Raw genomic sequence first — 20,950 nt, forward strand, 5'->3', positions numbered from 1 at the left:
CAGAAGAAGATGTAACATCATCCGTAACCGTACCAAACTTCCCAACGGAAGGTGAGCAACCAGTTATTTCAGTGGATGATCCAAGTCAATTACCAGATGGTAAAACACCTGGTGAATATGAAGTGGACGTAACGGTAACGTACCCAGATGGTACTACTGACACTGTAAAAGTACCTGTAACTATTGGTGAGATGCCGTGGACACCAATTAACGAAGCACCAACTATTGCTTCAATTGAAGACCAAACTGTGAATGAATCAACACCAATTACACCAGTAATCGTTGATGCAACAGATGATGGACAGGTAACGGTAGCAGTAGATGGTTTACCAACAGGTGTTGAATTCAATTCAGAAACAAATGAAATTTCTGGCGCACCAAGCGTAACAGACTGGGGTACAAGTGAAGAAACACGTGATTACGAAGTAACCGTAACAGCAACGGATGAAGAGGGTGCGGTAACAACTGAAACGTTCATTATTACTGTACAACGTGACACCGATGGTGATGGTAATCCAGATGTCACAGATCCAGATGATGATAACGATGGCTACACAGATGAAGAAGAAAAAGAAGCTGGTACAGATCCAAAAGATCCAGACAGCAAACCATCTGAAGAAGATACAACTGGTCCAAAAATTAGCCCAATCGAAGATCAAACTGTGGTAGAAGGTAACCCAATTAAACCGATTGTTGTGGAAACAGATGAAGAAGCAACAATTGAAGTAGATGGATTACCAGATGGCGTTGAATTTGATCCAGAAACCGGAGAAATTTCAGGCACACCAGAAGTTACTTGGGATGGTGACGAAGAAACACGTGATCACGAAGTAACCGTAACAGCAACAGATAAAGATGGAAATACATCAACAGAAACTGTTGTGATTACAGTAGAACGTGACACCGATGGTGATGGCAATCCAGATGTCACAGATCCAGATGATGATAACGATGGCTACACAGATGAAGAAGAAAAAGAAGCTGGTACAGATCCAAAAGATCCAGACAGCAAACCATCTGAAGAAGATACAACTGGTCCAAAAATTAGCCCAATCGAAGATCAAACTGTGGTAGAAGGTAACCCAATTAAACCGATTGTTGTGGAAACAGATGAAGAAGCAACAATTGAAGTAGATGGATTACCAGATGGCGTTGAATTTGATCCAGAAACCGGAGAAATTTCAGGCACACCAGAAGTTACTTGGGATGGTGACGAAGAAACACGCGATATTGAAATCACAATTACAGCAACAGATAAAGATGGAAATACATCAACAGAAACTGTCGTGATTACAGTAGAACGTGACACCGATGGTGATGGTGATCCAGATGTAACAGATCCAGATGATGATAACGATGGCTATACAGATGAAAAAGAAAAAGAAGCTGGTACAGATCCAAAAGATCCAAATAGTTTCCCATCTAAAGAAGTAGACCATGAAAATGATGACATAGCTAAAGAACAATCTTCTGAAAATATTGAAGATATGACTACAGATGCTACGACATCAGAATCAGCATCAACTACATCAAATGAAATGCAACAATCTGCTAATGAATTACCTGATGCTGGTATGGCTTCTAGCGGTTCAGCATACGGTATTGCAGCATTGTTACAATTATTAGGATTAGGTACACTATTTAATTCTAAGAAACGTAAGAAGAAATAGTTAGGTAAGTTTTTAGTAAATAAAAGCTAAATACCAATGAAAAGGCCGTGAGAGCGATATGCTCTTACGGTCTTTTTGATCTTCAATATGGTTTTATGGCTCTACAATATATAGGACTGATGACTAAAAAGTCTGGCTCTGTGATAAATAGTTTTGGTAGGAAATTCTTAGGCATTGTCGCCAGCACAATTTATTATTGAACCAAAAATCGTGAGAGATTATTGGACATTTTTTTGCTTATCATAAATAAATAATAAAAAGTTAATGCAAACGGTTGCACAAAAACGTTTTGGGGTGTATAATTTACTTTAAGATATGAAATCGTTATCAAATAATTTGAGTAAAGGAGCTTAAAAATGAAGAGACTGTTTACATTCGAATTTTGGCAACAGTTTGGGAAAGCCTTGATGGTTGTTATTGCAGTAATGCCAGCTGCAGGTTTAATGATATCTATTGGTAAAACGATTCCCTTATTTGCTGAAAACATGAGTATTTTAGTGACTACGGGTGGCGTTTTAGAATCAATTGGTTGGGCCATTATCGGTAATTTACATTTATTATTTGCCATTGCAATTGGTGGCTCTTGGGCTAAAGAACGTGCAGGTGGGGCTTTTGCAGCAGCTGTTGCTTTTGTCTTAATTAATCGTATTACCGGTGCACTATTTGGCGTAACAGCTGAAATGTTAGCTGATCCAGCCGCAGTAACCAGTACTATATTTGGTCAAACGATTCCTGTTGAAGGTTACTTTACAAGCGTTTTAGAAGCGCCGGCTTTAAATATGGGTGTATTTGTAGGGATTATTTCTGGTTTTATTGGAGCAAGTGCCTACAATAAATATTATAATTATCGAGAACTACCGGAAGTATTATCTTTCTTTAATGGGAAGCGTTTCGTCCCATTTGTTGTGATTGCATGGTCTTTAGCAACTGCTTTAGGCTTAGCTGTAGTTTGGCCAGTAATCCAATCAGGGATTAATGCATTCGGTCAATGGATTGCTTCATCTCAAGATAGTGCGCCTATTTTAGCACCGTTTATCTTTGGTACTTTAGAACGGTTACTATTACCATTTGGTTTACACCACATGTTAACCATCCCAATTAACTACACCGAACTTGGTGGTACTTATGAAATTTTAACTGGAGCGCAAGCGGGTGCACAGGTTGTTGGTCAAGATCCATTATGGTTAGCTTGGGCAACTGACTTGGCAAACTTCAACAATGCTGGTGACACACAAAATTATCAATTTGTACTAGAAAATTGGGTTCCTGCTCGTTTCAAAGTAGGACAAATGATTGGTTCATCTGGTACTTTGATGGGATTAACTTATGCGATGTATCGTAACGTTGACAAAGATAAGAAAGATAAATATAAACCAATGTTTATTTCAGCTGCAGCTGCTGTTTTCCTTACTGGGGTAACTGAACCTTTAGAGTATATGTTTATGTTTATTGCAATGCCTCTATATGTGGTGTATGCAGTAATTCAAGGGGCAGCATTTGCGATGGCGGATGTGTTAAATCTACGTGTCCATTCATTTGGTGTTATTGAATTTCTTACCCGTATTCCGTTATCAGCGCAAGCAGGAATAATGGGGGATGTCATCAATTTCATTATTGTGACATTAGTCTTTGGTGTATTAACTTACTTTATTGCAAACTTCATGATTAAGAAATTCAAGTACGCAACTCCTGGTCGTTTAGGGAACTATGAGGAAGGATTAGGCGGAGAGGAAGCTGGTAAAGCATCAGAAGGGAACGCTTCATCAATTGCCTCAAACGCTAGTGAACAACAAATTGCAGATGTAATCTACTTATTAGGTGGCCGTGAAAATATCGACTTTGTAGACGCTTGTATGACGCGGCTACGTGTAACAGTTAAGGATACTGAAAAAGTAGCTAGTGATGAGTATTGGAAAGCAGCTGGTGCTATGGGCTTAATGGTTCGCGGTACTGGTGTACAAGCAATTTACGGACCAAAATCTGACATTTTAAAATCTGATATTAATGACTTATTAGAATCAGGTGCACCTGTTCCGACACCTTCTGATAAGGTGACAGGGGAAATAAAGGTCGATGATCCTGCTGAAGCGACTGGAAAAAGTACGGCATCTGGTCAAAAAACAGCTATCTTTGCACCAGTATCTGGGCAATTATTGGATATTTCTGCTGTAAGTGACCCAGTATTTTCTGAAAAAATGATGGGAGATGGTTACGCTGTCGAACCTAAAGCGGGTGCAAGCTCAGCGAAAGTTTACGCACCTGTAGCTGGTAAAGTTGTATCGATTTTCCCAAGTCATCATGCAATTGGTATTCAAACAAGTGATGGTCTAGAAGTATTAGTACATATGGGGATTGATACAAATAATTTTGATCCAGAAGTCTTTGGTTTAACAATTGAGGTAGATCAAGAAGTAACTGCTGGACAAGTGATTGGTGAAATCAACTTACAAGCGGTTGAAGAAGCAGGTAAAGAAAAAACAGTAATCGTAGTGGTAACCAATTCAGATGCTATTGAACAAATTGACTTATCAGAAACTGATCAACCAATTGATGGTGGTCAGAAAGCAGGAGAGATTCTTTCTTAGATAGAAATGAATATATAGAGGGAAGATAGTTAATGGTTAACAAGCCAGCTATTTTTCTAATCACTAATGTAATCGCTTTCTTAAATCGTGATATTCTAATTAAAGATAGAGAAAAGAGGGAAATTATTGGATTTAGCAGCTTTATACCATCGTCCAGAAAGTGAATTTGCTTATTTATATACTGAAGATACTGTTCATATCCGCTTGCGTACAAAGAAAGATGACGTGGTAAAAGTAGATTTATTAGCGGGAGATACTTATTTACATTATTCAGAGGCTTGGTATCAGACAGGTCAAGCTATGGCTAAGGTTGCTACGAGTGATATACATGACTATTGGCAGTGTGAATGGCAATTAGCGCCTAATCGTTTGGCGTATGCATTTCGTGTTCAAGGGAATAACGGGGACCAGGTATTTTATTGTGATCGCGGGGTTTATCCAATAGATGATCAGGAAATTTTGAAGCAAGTAAATGCATATTTCCGTCTACCATACTTTCATGAAAGTGACCGAGTAAAAAAACCAACTTGGGTAAAGGACACGGTCTGGTATCAGATTTTTCCTGAACGATTTGCGAATGGAGATCCTACTAATGACCCAAAAAACACCTTACCCTGGGGAGCTAGAAAGCATCCACGTCATGATGATTTCTATGGAGGTGACTTACAGGGGGTTATCGATCATTTGGACTATTTGGAGGATTTGGGAATTACAGGTATTTATTTGACGCCTATTTTTAAAGCTGACACAAATCATAAGTATGATACAAATGACTATATGACAATTGACCCAGCGTTTGGCAATCCTAAAATATTGAAGAAATTGGTTAATGAAGCTCATGCTCGTGGTATAAGGGTTATGTTAGATGCTGTTTTTAACCATATCGGCTATACGTCTAAGCAATGGCAGGATGTATTAGCAAATCAAGAAGATTCGATTTATAGTGATTGGTTTTATATTCAAGAATTTCCTGTAAAAGCATTTGAAGCAGTAGATTATAGTAGTGGTGAACAATTTGACCGTCACCAATTAACTTATCAAACCTTTGCTTTTGAACCACATATGCCTAAGTTAAATACTTCCAATCCACAAGTTAAAGATTATTTATTAGGAGTGGCTCGTCATTATATTCAAACTTATGATATTGATGGTTGGCGATTAGATGTTGCCAATGAAGTAGACCATCAATTTTGGAAAGATTTCCACCGGACTTGCATTAACTTGAAGGCAGATTTCTATATTGTAGGTGAAATTTGGCATTCAGCTCAACGGTTCCTTGAAGGGGATGAGTTTCATGCAATCATGAATTATCCGATGACAGACCAAATCAAAGACTTTTTCTTTGGACCAGTAATACAGGATCATACAATTGAAAATGCTATGACTAATCACCAATTTATTGATAGAATAAGCAGCCAGCAAATGCTTTATCGAGAACAAACCAATCAGGTTCAATTTAACTTACTGGATTCCCACGATACAGAACGGATTATGACAAGGGCTAAATATGATAGGGATAAGGTGCAGTCAGCACTCGTTTTTATGTTCTTACAAACTGGTACGCCTTGTATCTATTATGGTACAGAAATCGCCTTAGATGGCGGTGATGATCCAGATAATCGCAAATGCATGGTCTGGGAAAAGGATAAGCAAGATCTAGAGATGTTAAAGTTTACTAAAAAACTTATAAAAATGCGGCAGAATTACAGAGATCTCATTCACTTTGCCAGCTTAGATTGGGTACATGACTTGCCAAGTAATCGAATATTAGCTTTTAAAAAGGTTTATCATGGACAAACCCTACGGGCATATTTTAACCAGGGTAGTCAAGACCTGAAAATCGCAGTAAATAAAAACACAAAAATTGTACTAACCAATATTGCAGAAATTGAATGCGGTGACATATATATGAGACCAGGAACTTACTTAGTTAGTGTAGATTAAGCGTATTAATGAAAAAAGCTTTTTGCAATATATTAAAAGTAAAAAAATATTATAAATTAATTACGAAAACGGTTGCAAAGAAGATAAGCATATGCAATAATCTTTGCAAGCGATTACATTGAGTTTTGTATTTTAGGAGGAAAAGTAAATGAATAAATTGCAGTGGAAGAAAACGGCTTTTGGTTTAGTAACGGTATCAGCTGCCCTAGTACTTGCGGCATGTGGGAATGGAGGCGAAGAATCTGCAAGTTCAGATGGTGGATCTGAAAGCGCAAGCGGTAGCACCTTACAAGTATCTGTCGGTGCTGACTATATAGATTACGTAAACGAAATTGCCCCAGCCTTTGAAGAAGAGACAGGGATTGATGTTGAAGTTGTTGAACGTGAAATGTTTGAAACATTAGATTCACTTTCATTAGATGGTCCAGCAGGGATTGCGCCAGACGTGACAATCGCCCCTTACGACCGGATTGGAAACCTAGGTATTCAAGGACATTTATTACCAGTAACACTGCCAGATGATGGTCGTTATGACGAAACAGACGAGCGTCAAGTAACAGCTAATGATGAAATTTACGGTATGCCTTATGTAGTTGAAGCCTTAGTCCTTTACTACAACAAAGAATTAATCGATACTGCCCCAACAACATTTGAAGAGTTGGAAGCCTTATCAGAAGATTCAGCATATGACTACTCTTCTGAATCAGGCAAAAACACTGGCTTCTTAGCAAATTGGGTTGACTTCTATTCTGCGTACGGTCTAATTGCTGGGTATGATGGTTATATCTTTGGACAAGACGGTACAGACACATCTGACATCGGTTTAAATACTCCAGGTGCTGTTGAAGGGATTGAATACGCACAAACATGGTACGAAAAATGGCCAGAAGGTATGTTGGATACAACTTCAGCTGGTAGCTTCGTAGATGAAACCTTCATCTCTGGCGATGCAGCTGCAGTAATCGGCGGACCATGGTCTGCAGCTTCTTACCAAGAAGGTGGTGTTGACTACGGCGTTGCTGCAATCCCAACATTGCCAAATGGTGAAGCTTACCAAACATTCGGTGGTGGTAAGGGTTGGGTTATCTCAGGCTATACTGAAAATGAAGAAGCTGCCCAACAATGGTTAGAATATGTGACAACTGAAGAGAATATGAATAGCCTACATGAATTTAACTCAGAAGTACCAGCTAACCAACAAGCTCGTCAGACAATTGTGGATGCAGGTGAAAATGAATTAGCGATTGCTGTTATCGAACAATATAATGATGCTGTACCAATGCCTAATATTCCAGAAATGGCAGAAGTATGGACAGGTGCTGAAACAATGATGTTTGATGCGGTGTCAGGTAAAAAATCTGCACAACAATCAGCTGACGACGCTGTTCAAGTGATTGCAGATAACATTGCACAAAAATACTAAGTGACACATCTTTGAAAAATTGTGGATGGTTTAGCTAATGGTTTAGTAATCATCGCTGAGCCATCCTTCTTTATTCTAAGAAGTGGCATAAATGTTTAAGTAATGAACCATTAAACAAAAAGAATCTATGATACCTGTCATGGTTTTCTAGTGAAGGAGTTGGTTGCAGTGGTTAAAACTGCAAAAGAAAGAAAAAAAGTGAACTTCACTTCCAAGCAAAAGAGTCAGATCAATAAAGCAACACTGGCTTCAATCATTCCTGGTGGGGGACAATTTTTAAATAAGCAAGTACTTAAAGGCGTCATCTTTTTAGTCATTTTTGCCTTATATATTCTCCATTTATTCAGTTTTGGCTTTGATGCCTTTAACGGTTTGGTTACGCTTGGGGTAACACCTCGTGAAGATCATTCCCTCTTCCTCTTAATTGAAGGGGTACTTGAATTATTAATAACTGTCATCTTTATTATTTTCTACGCTGTACAAATGTGGGATGCCCGAAATGTGGCTAAATTAAATGCTATTAACCCAGATAAGGTCAACCGTTCTGCTAAGGATATTTTAAACAACCTTTACGAATCAGGTTTCCCTTATTTATTAACCATCCCCGCTTATATTTTAATGTTATTTGCTATTGTATTCCCTGTAGTCGTAACGATTTTAATCGTTTTTACTAACTATGATTTCCAACATATTCCACCAGCTAAACTTATAGAATGGACAGGGTTGGAAACCTTTAATTCTATTTTTACCTTAGCAACTTACCGAGAAACGTTTGGTGCAGTATTTTCATGGACAGTCATTTGGACCCTATTTGCTACAACTTTGCAGGTGGGATTGGGTATTTTCCTAGCGATTCTGATGAATCAACCCTTCATCAAATTCCGTCGCTTCTTTGGCGTTATCTTATTGTTACCATGGGCAGTACCCGCCTTCATCTCAATTTTGACGTTCTCCAATATGTTTAACCCATCAGCAGGGGCCATAAACTCACAGGTAATTCCGTTTATCAACAATTTGATTCCTTTCTTGGAAATTCCTGCATTAGCTTGGAAAACGGACCCATTCTGGACTAAAGTGGCATTAATTTCTATTCAAGGTTGGCTTGGTTTCCCATATATTTACGTATTAACCACGTCGATTCTACAATCTATTCCGGGTGAATGGTATGAAGCAGCTTCAATTGATGGGGCTTCACCTATCCAAAAATTCCGGTTTATTACCTTCCCACATATTCTATCTGTTGCGGCACCGGTATTAATCACGCAATACACCGGAAACTTTAACAACTTCTCAATGATTTACCTATTTAATGAAGGTGGACCGGGTTCTGTTGGTAATAATGCCGGGACAACGGATATCTTGATTTCATGGGTATACAAGTTGACGACTGGGCAATCGCCACAATATAACGTATCATCTGCGATTACCATTATCATCTCAACGATTGTCATTGTGATTTCATTGATTATCTTTAAATATACCAATGCTTTTGAAATGGAGGATTAAGCCATGGCTGAGAAAAAATTAGCAAATACGCAAAAACGCGGTCGATTTTGGACCAAATTCTTTACCTATGCCTTCTTAGTCTTTATGGCAATCATCATTATCTATCCCTTGCTGATTACGATTACATCAGCCTTTAGGGGTGGAAACTTAATTGCCTTTAACTTGGACTTCTCAGGTCAGTTTACCTTGAGTAACTTTGAAAGATTGTTTACACAAACCCAATATGGTCAGTGGTACATCAATACCTTAATCGTTGCAGTCATTACGATGGCGCTACAGGTAACAATCATTACGCTAGCAGGGTATGCTTACTCAAGATACCGGTTTTCTGGGCGAAAACAATCCTTAAAATTTTTCATCATTGTTCAGATGGTACCAACAACTGCCGCTTTAACAGCCTTTTATGTAATGGCTTTACAAGTGGGTGGATTAGATAAGTTATGGTTTTTGATTTTTGCTTATGTCGGCGGATCAATTCCGATGAACTCATGGTTGATGAAAGGGTATTTTGATACAGTACCAATTGACCTAGATGAATCTGCTAAATTGGACGGTGCTGGTCATTTACGGACTTTTGGTCAAATTGTTTTACCACTTGTTCGACCAATGATTTCAGTACAAGCCTTATGGGCATTTATGACTCCGTTTGGTGAATACATGCTAGCCCGTTTTATCTTACGATCACCAGAAAACTATACCGTAGCCATCGGGTTACAACAATTTATTACCAATCCCCGTGAACAACGGGTAACCCTATTCGCGGCAGGGGCCTTATTAATTGCCTTACCAATCTCAATCATGTTCTTCTACTTACAAAAGAACTTTGTGTCTGGTTTAACTGCTGGTGGTACTAAGGGGTAATACATCATTCTTCACACATTAATCAATAGAAAGTTAGGCGATGAACGTGCTAAAAGCGATATTTCCCATCAATTATTTTAAGAGTATTTGGACACCAAACAGTATTTGGTTTAACCGCCATGACCTTAAATGGTGGCAAATGATTTTAGTCATCCTCTTTCTAAATGGTTTGATGACAATTCCAGTAACCTTAAACTATGCCAATATGACCGAATTTCCTGTAACGGATTATTATCCTAATGCCATGGCCCTTGTAGACAATCAACTAGTAGAAGATATGCAACAAGTCACCTTTTCTGAGGGTGAAATGTTGATTGATCAGCAACTAATAGCTGAAACCGCTGAAGGGACTACCGCTTTTGGATTAGCAGATGATCAAGTCAATGCATTAACTGCTAGCGGGAAAACGGCCATCATTTTCCAAGAGAATCAGTTTATCTTAATGGAAGCTGGCGCACCAACAGCGACAGTTCTTTATACAAAAGACTTTGATTTGACTGGTTTGGATAAAGATGGTATTCAAGCAAGCTTGAGTCAGCAATGGTTGGATCAAAATCGGGTCTTAGTGGTCTTGATTTTCTCGAGTGTGATTAGCCTAATTTTCTTAGCAATGAACCTTTTCTTAGTGGGCATTGCGGCCCTTATGTTCTATATGACGAAGGGGAGCCCAGTGACATCGATCGAAAGTTATAAAGAGTCTGTCAATTTGATTCTAAATGCCTTGTCATTACCAACTCTATTGGCTATGGCATATGGCTTATACAATTTTGATGTGTCTTTAATGGCCAGTCTACAAACAATTGGTTTAGTTACCATGTTGCTGTTAGTCATGTGGAAAACACGTTTCCGCGATCAAACACTAGATGAATTTAAACTGTTAGAAGTTTAGTCTAAATAGAGAAAAAATATATAACACTAGTATTGCCTTTAATGTGAAGAAGAAAATGACAATCGAAATGTGCATTTTTGAAGATAGGAGAATGCCTTGTGGCTGAAATAAAATTAAATCATATTTATAAAAAATACGATAATGCGGAGAAGTTTTCGGTAACGGACTTCAATTTAGACATTCAAGACAATGAATTTATTGTCTTTGTAGGGCCATCTGGTTGTGGAAAGTCTACAACCTTACGTATGGTCGCTGGTTTGGAAGATATTACCAAAGGAGACTTGGTGATTGACGGGCAAGTAGTGAATGATGTCGCGCCTAAAACGCGTGATATCGCTATGGTATTCCAAAACTATGCCTTATACCCGCATATGACTGTGCGTGAAAATATGGCCTTTGGTTTGAAATTACGCAAAGTAGATAAGAAGGAAATTGATACTCGTGTAGATGAAGCGGCGGAATTACTACAAATCACAGACTTGTTAGACCGTAAGCCAGCAGCTTTATCTGGTGGGCAACGTCAACGAGTGGCCCTTGGTCGTGCGGTTGTCCGTCAACCAAAAGCCTTCTTAATGGATGAACCTTTATCTAACTTGGATGCTAAGCTACGTGTCCATATGCGGTCTGAAATAGCCAAATTACATAAAAGATTAAATACAACGATTATCTATGTAACCCATGACCAAACGGAAGCGATGACTCTGGCTGACCGGATTGTCATTATGAATGCGGGTGAGATTCAGCAAGTAGGCACACCACTTGAGGTTTATAACAATCCTGAAAATGCCTTTGTTGCAGCTTTTATGGGGTCACCAGCTATGAACTTAGTGGATGTGAAGTATGAAGCTGGTCAAATCCATTTAGCGGGAGGTACGAAACTTGAAGTAACCTTACCATCTCGTCGTATATTAGATGAGAAAGGTTATGACGGTAAGACAGTGACCTTTGGTATTCGACCAGAAGATATGCAATCTGAACAATTAGCTTTAGATGCAACGCCAGAGACAGTTGTAGAACCAACGATTACGGTATCAGAATTAACCGGGGCAACCTCGATCCTTTACCTAGATGTAAATGGTCAAGAATTTATTGCTGTTGTCGATGCCCGTGACTATCATGAAGTTGGTTCAACCATCAAGATTGCCTTTAATATGAACAAAGCGCACTTTTTTGATGTTGAAACGGGCAAAGTGATTAAATAGCCCGAATAAGGCCCGAATAAGGTACATGCGAATCTCTCAAGAACCGTGTGTGCCTTTTTCTATAACAGTTAAAGAAAACGGTTGCACAATGAATGATATAAAATTTTATAAGGAGGTTTCTTATGACAGAAATAGTAACAAACTTAAAAGTAGCCATTATCGGATGCGGGGGTATTGGTATGCAAAAGCATCTACCAGCCTTGTCTCAAGTTGAAGGTGTCGAATTAGTGGCATTTTGTGACTTAATCGAAGAAAGAGCGCAAGCTGGAAAGGCTAAATTTGGTCATAAAGATTCACGTGTCTACACGGACTATCAAACCATGCTTACTAAAGAAACATTGGATGTTGTCCATGTTTGTACCCCAAATGCTAGCCATGCAGAATTATCAATTGCTGCCTTAGATGCGGGTAACCATGTGATGTGTGAAAAACCAATGGCTAAAACAGCTGAAGAAGGTCGAGCAATGATTGAAGCGGCAAAGCGAAATGGTAAAAAATTGACTATTGGATATCAAAATCGTTTTAGAAAGGACAGTCAATATCTGAAGGCTATCTGCCAAGAAGGGCAATTAGGTGAAATTTATAACGCTAAAGCCCATGCTATTCGTCGTCGTGCGGTACCAACTTGGGGTGTATTCCTTGATGAGGAAGCGCAAGGTGGAGGCCCTTTAATTGATATTGGTACTCATGCACTTGATCTAACTTTATGGATGATGGACAATTATCAGCCCAAATACGTAGTTGGAAATACTTATAGAAAATTAGCTGACACACAAAATGCTGCTAATGCTTTTGGGTCTTGGGATCCTAACGAGTTTTCGGTTGAAGATTCCGCTTTTGGCTATATCGTCATGGAAAATGGTGCCAGCATCTATCTAGAATCATCTTGGGCGTTAAATACAGTAAACTCGGGTGAAGCTAAAACCACTTTACATGGAACTAAAGGTGGCGCAGATATGAACGATGGATTAACAATTAATGGTGAAGATCATGGACTTCTTTTTGATAAACAAGTGATTGTAGATCCAGGTTCTGTAGACTTCTTTGAAGGGGATACTTATGACCCTGAAGTTGCGGAAGCAGAGCAATGGATTCAAGCCATTATTCACGATACAGAACCAGTTGTAAAACCGCAAGAAGCTCTGATAGTGACTGAAATTCTAGAAGCAATTTATCAATCTGCAAAAACTGGACAACCCGTTTTTCTAAATCAATAGGAGGTTTCTGATGGTTCGAGTGACAGTATGGAATGAGTTTCGTCATGAATTGACGGATGAGGATGTTAAAGATGTTTATCCAAAGGGAATTCATGAGGCATTAGCTAGTTTCTTAAGAACAGATTTTAAAGTGAATACGGCAACCCTGGACCAACCAGAACATGGACTGACAGAGAAGATTTTAGACCAAACAGATGTCTTACTTTGGTGGGGACATATGGCACATGATGAGGTAGCCAATGCTATTGTAGACCGGGTTCACCAACGTGTTTTGGACGGAATGGGGCTAATTGTGCTTCATTCAGGCCATTTTTCTAAAATATTCCAGAAATTAATGGGCACGACTTGTAACTTGAAATGGCGCGAGGACGGCCTTACTGCTAGAGTGTGGAATGTCAATCCTTCTCATCCAATTACTCAAGGTGTAGGTGAATGGATTGATTTAGATCAAGAAGAAATGTATGGAGAACATTTTGATGTACCAGCGCCAGATGAACTGATCTTTATTACTGGTTATCCAAATGGAGAAGTTTTCCGTGGCGGTATGACTTATCGCCGTGGGAATGGGAAGATTTTCTATTTCCATCCAGGGCATGAAACTTTTCCGACTTATTACCATCCAACCATTCAACAAGTGATTAAGAATGCTGTGCATTGGGCAGCACCTTTAACAGAGCGACCAACATATGGGCATTTTCCCATTACAATAAATAATAAAAATTAAAAATTGAAATGAAAACTAGATGAATATAGGAGGATTTTATGAAATTAGGTGTATTTACCCCGTTATTTAATGACTTATCCTTTGAAGAGATGTTAGATCAAGTAGCAGAAAAAGGATTAGAAACTGTGGAAATTGGGACGGGTGCTAATCCAGGGGATGCTCATTTGAAGATTGATACCCTTTTAGCATCTAGTGACGCTAGAAAGGAATATCTACAAAAAGTAGCAGACCGTGGCTTATCTATTTCGGCTTTGTCAGCACACGGTAACCCTATTTCACCGGACAAAGGCCAAGCGAAAGCCCATGATGAATTATTGAGAAAGACGATAAGATTAGCTTCTCTAATGAATATACCTGTGGTAAATGGTTTCTCTGGTGTTGCTGGGGGAAATGCAACGGATACGCACGTGAACTGGCCAGTCATTCCTTGGCCAACCGAATATGCGGATGCCTACAACTATCAATGGGACAAGGTTCTCATTCCTTATTGGCAGGATATTAACCAAGAAGCAGGCGCTGCTGGCGTGAAAATTGGGATTGAAATGCACGGTGGTTTTTTAGCTCATACGCCAGCGACTATGCTACGTTTACGATCTGAAGCTGGAAATAATATCGGTTGCAATTTCGACCCTTCACACATGTGGTGGCAAGGGATTGATCCAGTTGCAGCCATTAAAATTCTAGGTAAAGCAGGGGCTATTAACCATTTCCACGCTAAAGACACTTACTTAGACCAAGATAATATCAATATGTATGGCTTAACAGATATGCAACCCTATCAAGATGTCGCTACACGTGCTTGGACCTTCCGTAGTGTAGGAGAAGGTCATCCAATGTCAGAATGGTCACAAATGTTGGCACAATTGCGTATTTATGGTTACGATTATGTCTTATCCATTGAACATGAAGACCCTATTATGTCAGTAGATGAAGGTTTAGACCGTGCCATCACTAATTTAAAATCTGTAATGATGCGTGACCAACCTCAAGAAATGTGGTGGGCATAATGACAATGGATAAAAACCAAGCTAAATTAAATATTGCCACAGTAGGTTACGGAGGTATGGGGACTTATCATGTTCATGGTCTGATTCCAGCTGAAAGTGATTACCTACAAGTTGTGGGGACTTATGATATTGATATGGATCGTAAAGAAGTAGCTGAAGAAACGGGTACCTATGTTTATCCATCCTTTGAAGCTATTTTAGATGATCAGGAGGTAGATGCTATTCTTATTGCTACGCCTAATGACAGTCATAAGGATTTGGCTATTCGTTCAATGCAAGCAGGGAAACATGTAATTTGTGAGAAGCCAGTAGCTATGAATACCCAAGAATTCGATGAAATGTTGGCAGTTGCCAAAGAAACTGGGCAGGTCTTGATGGTTCACCAAAACCGGCGCTGGGATCCAGATTTCTTACAAGTAAAAGAAATTTTTGATCAACGTCAAGCTATCGGTGATGTTTTCCAAATTGAGTCACGGGTTCATGGCGCTAATGGTATTCCTGGAGACTGGCGACACCTTAAAGCCCATGGCGGAGGGATGGTCTTAGACTGGGGTATTCATCTCTTTGATCAACTATTATGGTTAGTTGACTCGCCTATTAAGTCGGTGAATGCAGATTTATCTTATATTCTTGGTGATGAAGTAGATGATGGTTTTATGGCCTATATTACCTTTGAAAATGGGATTCGCGCTCTTGTAGAGGTAGGGACTTCTAACTTTGTCAGCTTACCACGTTGGTATATTAAAGGAAACCAAGGAACCGCAATCATTGAGGATTGGGAAATGAATGGTCGTATTGTGAAAGTTACAGGAAATGCAGTAGAAAACAAACCATCTCCAATTAGAGCAGGTGTTGGCTTAACGAAAACGATGGCACCACCAGTTGATGGGGTCACTGAGACCTTACCATTGCCGGAAATTCAAACAGTAGATACATCGTTTTATAAGAATTTTTATGATGTGGTCGTTCATGGCGCAGAACCAATCGTGAAGAATGAACAAGTTCGTCAAGTAATGCAATTAATTGATAGTATCTTGAAATAAGTACATGACGAATTGAAATAATTCATAAGCCGTAGACTAATGCTTTTTCCTATCATTTCCTAAAATTAGGATGTGTTTCCTGTCTATCCTGAAGAACTCGGCTAGTAGAGGAATCGCCCTCGGGAACTTTTCCCGAGGGCTTTTCTGACTCCTCACTCTGTAAAGGCTGAAGCCCTGACAGAGTGACATTGGTCTGAAATCCATACTTACTGTGACGGTATGCTAAGAAAGCATCAGCCTTAGGTATTAGTAGTGAGTGCTGAAAAAGTGAAATGTGATTATTGACATTAGTTAAGCTAACAGCATATTTATGACAATAATGCCTGGATTTAACGATAGTTTTTCTCAATACAAAGTCATCAATTATTTGAGAAATAGATAAGACCGTAAATACAGTACCCAAAAATCAAGCTTTATAGTATATTTATGATATAAATATACAAAAAATATTTTGGGAGGTTTGGGTATCGTGAAGAAAGGGATTATATTGGGCATTTCAATGCTACTTTTAGCAGCTTGTAGCAATGGTCAAGGGAATGAGCCTGCAGCAAGTGGGGTAGAAAGTACAGAAACTGCAACGTCTATAGAAACATCTTCAAATGATGAATCGGCAGTTGAGTCCAGTGAAGCCGCAGAAATGAGCGCACAAATTGCAGAGGTGTCAGCACAGATTGAGTCAATCACTGAAGAGAACGCACAATTACAAGCGGAAATTGATAGTAGTGAGCAATCAACCATTGAAGGTTCCATTGATGCCACAGCAAAACATATCAGGGATCAAGCAGCTGCTTTTATTGAACTGACTGTGCCAAAAGATACAGAATTATATGGCGAAGATATTCCGCAATTACGTATTGACCTTGAACCCTATGTTTCAAACAAATTATTGGATTTACTGGCTCCCGCTGAAGCTGGTGTTCTTCCACCAGAAAGTGAAAATTGGGTAAAAGTAGCACTTTTAGAGTATCAAGTTTTGGTAGACCCACAGGATATGGCCGGGGAATCCATACTCGTTGTAGTAAATGCAGTTACACATAAAAATGATTATGGGCATGAGTTTACAATCCAAGGTAACTATAGCTTAGAAATGGTTCAAGAAAACGATAGATGGGTAGTAGACAGATATACTTATTCAGCTGATGAATATTTTGGTACCTATGAATAGAGTGGACGGGAGGCAATTTAATTGAAAAAAAGAATGGTATTGGTAGCTGGGCTTATGGCCTTGTTTAACGGTTTTACGGTGCACGCACAGGAAAACACCTCATCCTTTGATAGAAGCCAAGCGGAACAAGCGTTGAGTGATTTAAATGTTCAATTAAAAGAATTGCAATCAGAAAACGAAGAATTACAAGATCAATTATCAGAAATTGAAGAAAAAAAGGTGAACATCGCAGCAAATGATGACTTATACCAAATTCTGACAGATAAGGCTGTTCAATTCATTGAAGTGTATGTACCTGAGGATACTTCAGTTGAAATTGAAAATAAACACGATGTATATAGAGCATCTCTAGAGCCGTTTGTAACGACAGATTTATTAAATGAAATTGCACCAACAGATGCAGAAGTGGCAGCTGAATTAAGCCAAGCGCCTGAGGGTATTCGTCAACAATACGAGATGTATTATGCAAAAGTGACGATAGAAGACTATTCACTTAGGGTGGACCCAGCCACGGTTGGTACAGATGAAGTGCTGGTAGCAGTTGATATCGTTAAGAACGTCACCAAGAAACACTTTTTGGACGATACACTCATTACCAGATTAATGTTAACGATGGTTGAAGGTGATGGTGAATGGTTGATTAGCGATATCACTCAAATCAATTTAACCAATATGACGGTAGAGTAAGGTATTTTTCGACTTGTCATCTGGAAAAAAGACTCAAAGATTAGTGTTTTAAATAAGGGTAATTCGAAAGAAGTCATGATTCGTTTTCATGGCTTTTTTTTGCGTTATAGCTTTATTAAAGACATCCATAATTAGGAAACTTAGCAATACATTCTTAAAATCTAATAATTTTGGAAGTTCATAAAATACGAAGTTTAAGTCACTAACCATAATAAAAAGACTGCAAGTAATCACAGTCTTTAACGATGTTTGATTAGGTTGTATGCAAGTCAGCGTCGACATATTCATGAATGAATCGTGTGCTAGCTTGGTCAGGTTCTAAGGCCTCAAACAAAATATCCACAGCCCTTGAGCCGATAATTTGAGAATTCAGGTTGACGTAAGAAGTCTTATTCATCGACTGGGTATTACCTTGGTGGTAGGCTGAAAAAGTAATCGTGTGTACATCTTGAATATCCTGTGTATCTAGATAATTCCGAACCCCTTCAGCAACCAGTTCATCAGAAATGACCATACCGTCAATATTTTCAAGGTCTAGTGTATCTTTAGCTAAGTTGTAACCATCGCTTGGTAAGAAGGCAAAGTCATTATAAATATGTTTTGGATCATAAGCTAAAGAATGATCTTTTAAGGCACGTTCATAACCTTTGTGTCTATCGGCGATAAAGAATTGATCCATATCCCCACCGATATAAGCAATGCGTTGGCAACCTTGTTGAATCAAGGCTGTTGTTGCTTGATAACCGATTAAATCATTGTCGTTATCAACATAGTGGACTTTTGTATTATCAGGTGAACCGATCACGACTGCTGGACAGTTGACCTCTTGGGCAAACCGCAATAGAGGGTCATTTTTTGAAGCGTATAAAAAGATTAGTCCTTCAACTTGTTTACCATTAACGATTTTTTCTATATGTTTCCTGCGCTGATCATCATCTAGACCAACTGAAAGCAGGATAGAATAATCATGTTTAGCCATCTCAAAATTAATGCCACGTAAGACGGTAGGGAAGAAGGGGTTTTGATAAAAGGCATCAGTTGCTAGAGGCAGAACGAGGCCAAATGTTTTTGAATGCGCACTTGCAAGCCCTTGCGCATAAATATTTGGAAAATAATTCATTTCCTTCATCACAGTACGAACTTTATTTTTGGTTTTTTCGCTTATTGAAGGGTTATCAGCGATTACCCGTGAAACGGTAGAAGGTGCTACACCCGCTCTTTTAGCGACATCTCGAATTGTAATTGCCATAAGTGTTATCCTCTCTGCTTATTGCGATTATTATATCGAATATTGACAACGTTTTCAAATTATCGAAAAAAAGTTTACGAAACCGGTTGCATTATGCAAGCGCTTTATGTAAAATGTAAGTGAATTAACAAAGAAACAGTAAAAATAGGAGGTTTCATCATGGAGAGAGCAAGCGGTGTCGTTTTACATATATCTTCCCTACCAAATCAATTTGGTATCGGCTCATTTGGTGCATCTGCTTATGATTTTGTTGATTTTTTAGTCGCAACTAAGCAACAATATTGGCAAATCCTCCCTTTGACTACAACATCATTTGGGGACTCGCCTTACCAATCATTCTCAGCCTTTGCTGGTAATACCCATTTTATAGACTTTGATCTATTAACGAAACAGGGTTATCTAAATAAAACAGATTATCAAGGAGTTGATTTTGGTAATAATCCAAAGAAAGTAGCTTACAATACAATTTTCCAAAAAAGGAGACCGATTCTTGAAAAAGCTGTAGCGAACTTTATGGCAGCTAAAGCTAACAATCAACCAGAATTCTTACAATTTTATGAAGAAAACAGTTTTTGGTTGGTCCCTTTTGCCCAGTATATGACTGTTAAAGAAGAACAGGGACAAAAGCCTTGGTATGAATGGCCAGAAAACTTGCGTAACTACGACGAAATGGTTATTAAGCAATTCTGTGAAGTGCATGTTGACCGGTATGATTATCATTTAGTCACTCAATTTTGGTTTAACCAACAATATAAAGACCTAAAAACTTATGCGAATGAACATCATATCCAAATCATCGGGGATATTCCTATTTATGTAGCCCGCGATTCAGTTGAAATGTGGACTCAACCGGAATTATTCCTAACTGATGAGAAGAAAAATCCATCCTTGGTTGCCGGTGTACCACCTGATTTCTATTCGGCTGACGGCCAGTATTGGGGTAATCCAATTTATGACTGGGACTACATGGCAGAAACCGATTATGCTTGGTGGATTTTACGGATGAAGGAGAGCTTCAAATTGTACGATGTCGTACGCATTGACCACTTCCGTGGATTTGAAAGCTATTGGGCTGTCCCATTTGGGTCACCAACCGCTGCTTCAGGCTCTTGGAAGAAAGGCCCAGGCATTAAAATTTTTGACCAGTTTAAACAGGCATTAGGCGACATCAAGGTGATTGCTGAAGATTTAGGTTTTATGACGCAAGCCGTTCATGATTTGCGGGATAAAACGGGTTACCCAGGAATGAAAGTCCTCCAAAATGGTTTCTATGGTCAAGATTCAGAGGACTTACCACATCATTATCCTGTCAATTCAGTAGCCTATGCATCAACACATGATTCGATGCAAGCTTATGACTGGTATATGAACCAAGCCAGCCAAGCTGAACGAGATCAAGCTGACCAATATCTTAACCGACGTGTAGGTGAACACCCTTCTGATGCGTTTGTTAGAGGGATTGCTGCATCACCTTCAAGATTAGCCATCTATATGATGAATGACCTATTACGTTTAGGACCAGAAGGGCGCATCAATATTCCATCTACCATTGGTGATAACTGGGACTGGCGCATGAGTGAGGATGACTTTACAGTTGACCTTGAGGAACGCCTACTTACAGTTACTGAAACATACTTTAGAGTAAACAAAGCTTTCATTGGTCAAGATGATACAAATAATGGTATAAATAGTGCAACAGCAGAGGCTGCCTTTTTACCTGAAGATAATGATTAGCTAAAGTAACCCTTGAATAAACTATTTAAATTGACGAATACACA

General features: G+C 39.0%; 16 protein-coding genes. 15 read left to right on the top strand and 1 reads right to left on the bottom strand.

All coding sequences use genetic code 11. The features are described from left to right. The 14 genes from CJ191_RS07580 to CJ191_RS07645 form a co-directional block, all read left to right on the top strand. On the top strand, window positions 1–1,670 hold a 1,670-nt coding region (locus CJ191_RS07580), incomplete at its 5' end, for a putative Ig domain-containing protein (RefSeq protein ID WP_219721560.1). A gap of 356 nt (window positions 1,671–2,026) precedes the next feature. Next, entirely contained in the window at window positions 2,027–4,255 is a 2,229-nt protein-coding gene (locus tag CJ191_RS07585) for a PTS transporter subunit IIBC (protein ID WP_070468184.1), read from the top strand. A 126-nt stretch (window positions 4,256–4,381) separates the two neighbouring features. Beyond that, on the top strand, window positions 4,382–6,199 hold the full coding sequence (locus CJ191_RS07590; protein WP_102199431.1) for a glycoside hydrolase family 13 protein: 1,818 nt from the start codon (window positions 4,382–4,384) through the stop codon (window positions 6,197–6,199). 148 nt (window positions 6,200–6,347) lie between these two features. Then, window positions 6,348–7,622 (top strand): extracellular solute-binding protein, encoded by a 1,275-nt coding sequence (locus CJ191_RS07595; protein ID WP_070468182.1) that lies wholly within the window; start codon window positions 6,348–6,350, stop codon window positions 7,620–7,622. A gap of 198 nt (window positions 7,623–7,820) precedes the next feature. Beyond that, window positions 7,821–9,128, top strand: coding sequence for a carbohydrate ABC transporter permease (locus CJ191_RS07600; RefSeq protein WP_102199447.1), 1,308 nt, complete (start codon window positions 7,821–7,823; stop codon window positions 9,126–9,128). 3 nt (window positions 9,129–9,131) lie between these two features. Continuing rightward, window positions 9,132–9,989 carry a sugar ABC transporter permease gene (locus CJ191_RS07605; RefSeq protein WP_070468181.1) on the top strand — a complete coding sequence of 286 codons (858 nt, stop codon included), beginning with the start codon at window positions 9,132–9,134 and terminating at the stop codon, window positions 9,987–9,989. A 40-nt stretch (window positions 9,990–10,029) separates the two neighbouring features. Next, window positions 10,030–10,878 carry a DUF1189 family protein gene (locus tag CJ191_RS07610; RefSeq protein ID WP_102199432.1) on the top strand — a complete coding sequence of 283 codons (849 nt, stop codon included), beginning with the start codon at window positions 10,030–10,032 and terminating at the stop codon, window positions 10,876–10,878. 98 nt (window positions 10,879–10,976) lie between these two features. After that, on the top strand, window positions 10,977–12,080 hold the full coding sequence (locus CJ191_RS07615; RefSeq protein WP_102199433.1) for an ABC transporter ATP-binding protein: 1,104 nt from the start codon (window positions 10,977–10,979) through the stop codon (window positions 12,078–12,080). Between the two features lie 122 nt (window positions 12,081–12,202). Continuing rightward, complete coding sequence (locus CJ191_RS07620; protein WP_102199434.1) at window positions 12,203–13,297, top strand: Gfo/Idh/MocA family protein; 1,095 nt, start codon at window positions 12,203–12,205, stop codon at window positions 13,295–13,297. Window positions 13,298–13,307: 10 nt separating this feature from the next. After that, complete coding sequence (locus tag CJ191_RS07625; RefSeq protein ID WP_102199435.1) at window positions 13,308–14,021, top strand: ThuA domain-containing protein; 714 nt, start codon at window positions 13,308–13,310, stop codon at window positions 14,019–14,021. Window positions 14,022–14,059: 38 nt separating this feature from the next. After that, the gene (locus tag CJ191_RS07630; protein ID WP_070468176.1) at window positions 14,060–15,028 is read left to right on the top strand and encodes a sugar phosphate isomerase/epimerase family protein; all 969 of its coding nucleotides are present in this window, start codon (window positions 14,060–14,062) and stop codon (window positions 15,026–15,028) included. Further along, a complete protein-coding gene (locus tag CJ191_RS07635; RefSeq protein ID WP_257994156.1) occupies window positions 15,028–16,071 on the top strand; it encodes a Gfo/Idh/MocA family protein in 1,044 nt (347 codons plus the stop codon). The genes CJ191_RS07630 and CJ191_RS07635 overlap by 1 nt, the downstream gene beginning before the upstream one ends. Before the next feature lie 469 nt (window positions 16,072–16,540). Further along, window positions 16,541–17,236 (top strand): hypothetical protein, encoded by a 696-nt coding sequence (locus CJ191_RS07640; protein ID WP_102199436.1) that lies wholly within the window; start codon window positions 16,541–16,543, stop codon window positions 17,234–17,236. 21 nt (window positions 17,237–17,257) lie between these two features. Then, window positions 17,258–17,923: a hypothetical protein gene (locus CJ191_RS07645; protein WP_102199437.1), complete on the top strand. Its 666-nt coding sequence runs from the start codon at window positions 17,258–17,260 to the stop codon at window positions 17,921–17,923. A gap of 253 nt (window positions 17,924–18,176) precedes the next feature. Here CJ191_RS07645 and CJ191_RS07650 read toward each other — a convergent pair whose 3' ends face one another. Further along, window positions 18,177–19,172, bottom strand: a complete 996-nt coding sequence (locus tag CJ191_RS07650; RefSeq protein ID WP_102199438.1) for a LacI family DNA-binding transcriptional regulator — start codon at window positions 19,170–19,172, stop codon at window positions 18,177–18,179. Between the two features lie 159 nt (window positions 19,173–19,331). Between CJ191_RS07650 and malQ the strand changes: the two genes are divergently transcribed. Continuing rightward, window positions 19,332–20,906: a 4-alpha-glucanotransferase gene (gene malQ / locus CJ191_RS07655; RefSeq protein WP_102199439.1), complete on the top strand. Its 1,575-nt coding sequence runs from the start codon at window positions 19,332–19,334 to the stop codon at window positions 20,904–20,906. Window positions 20,907–20,950: the final 44 nt, after the last annotated feature.

This window comes from Aerococcus viridans, from assembly GCF_002871935.1.
Taxonomy (GTDB): Bacteria; Bacillota; Bacilli; order Lactobacillales; family Aerococcaceae; genus Aerococcus; species Aerococcus viridans_B.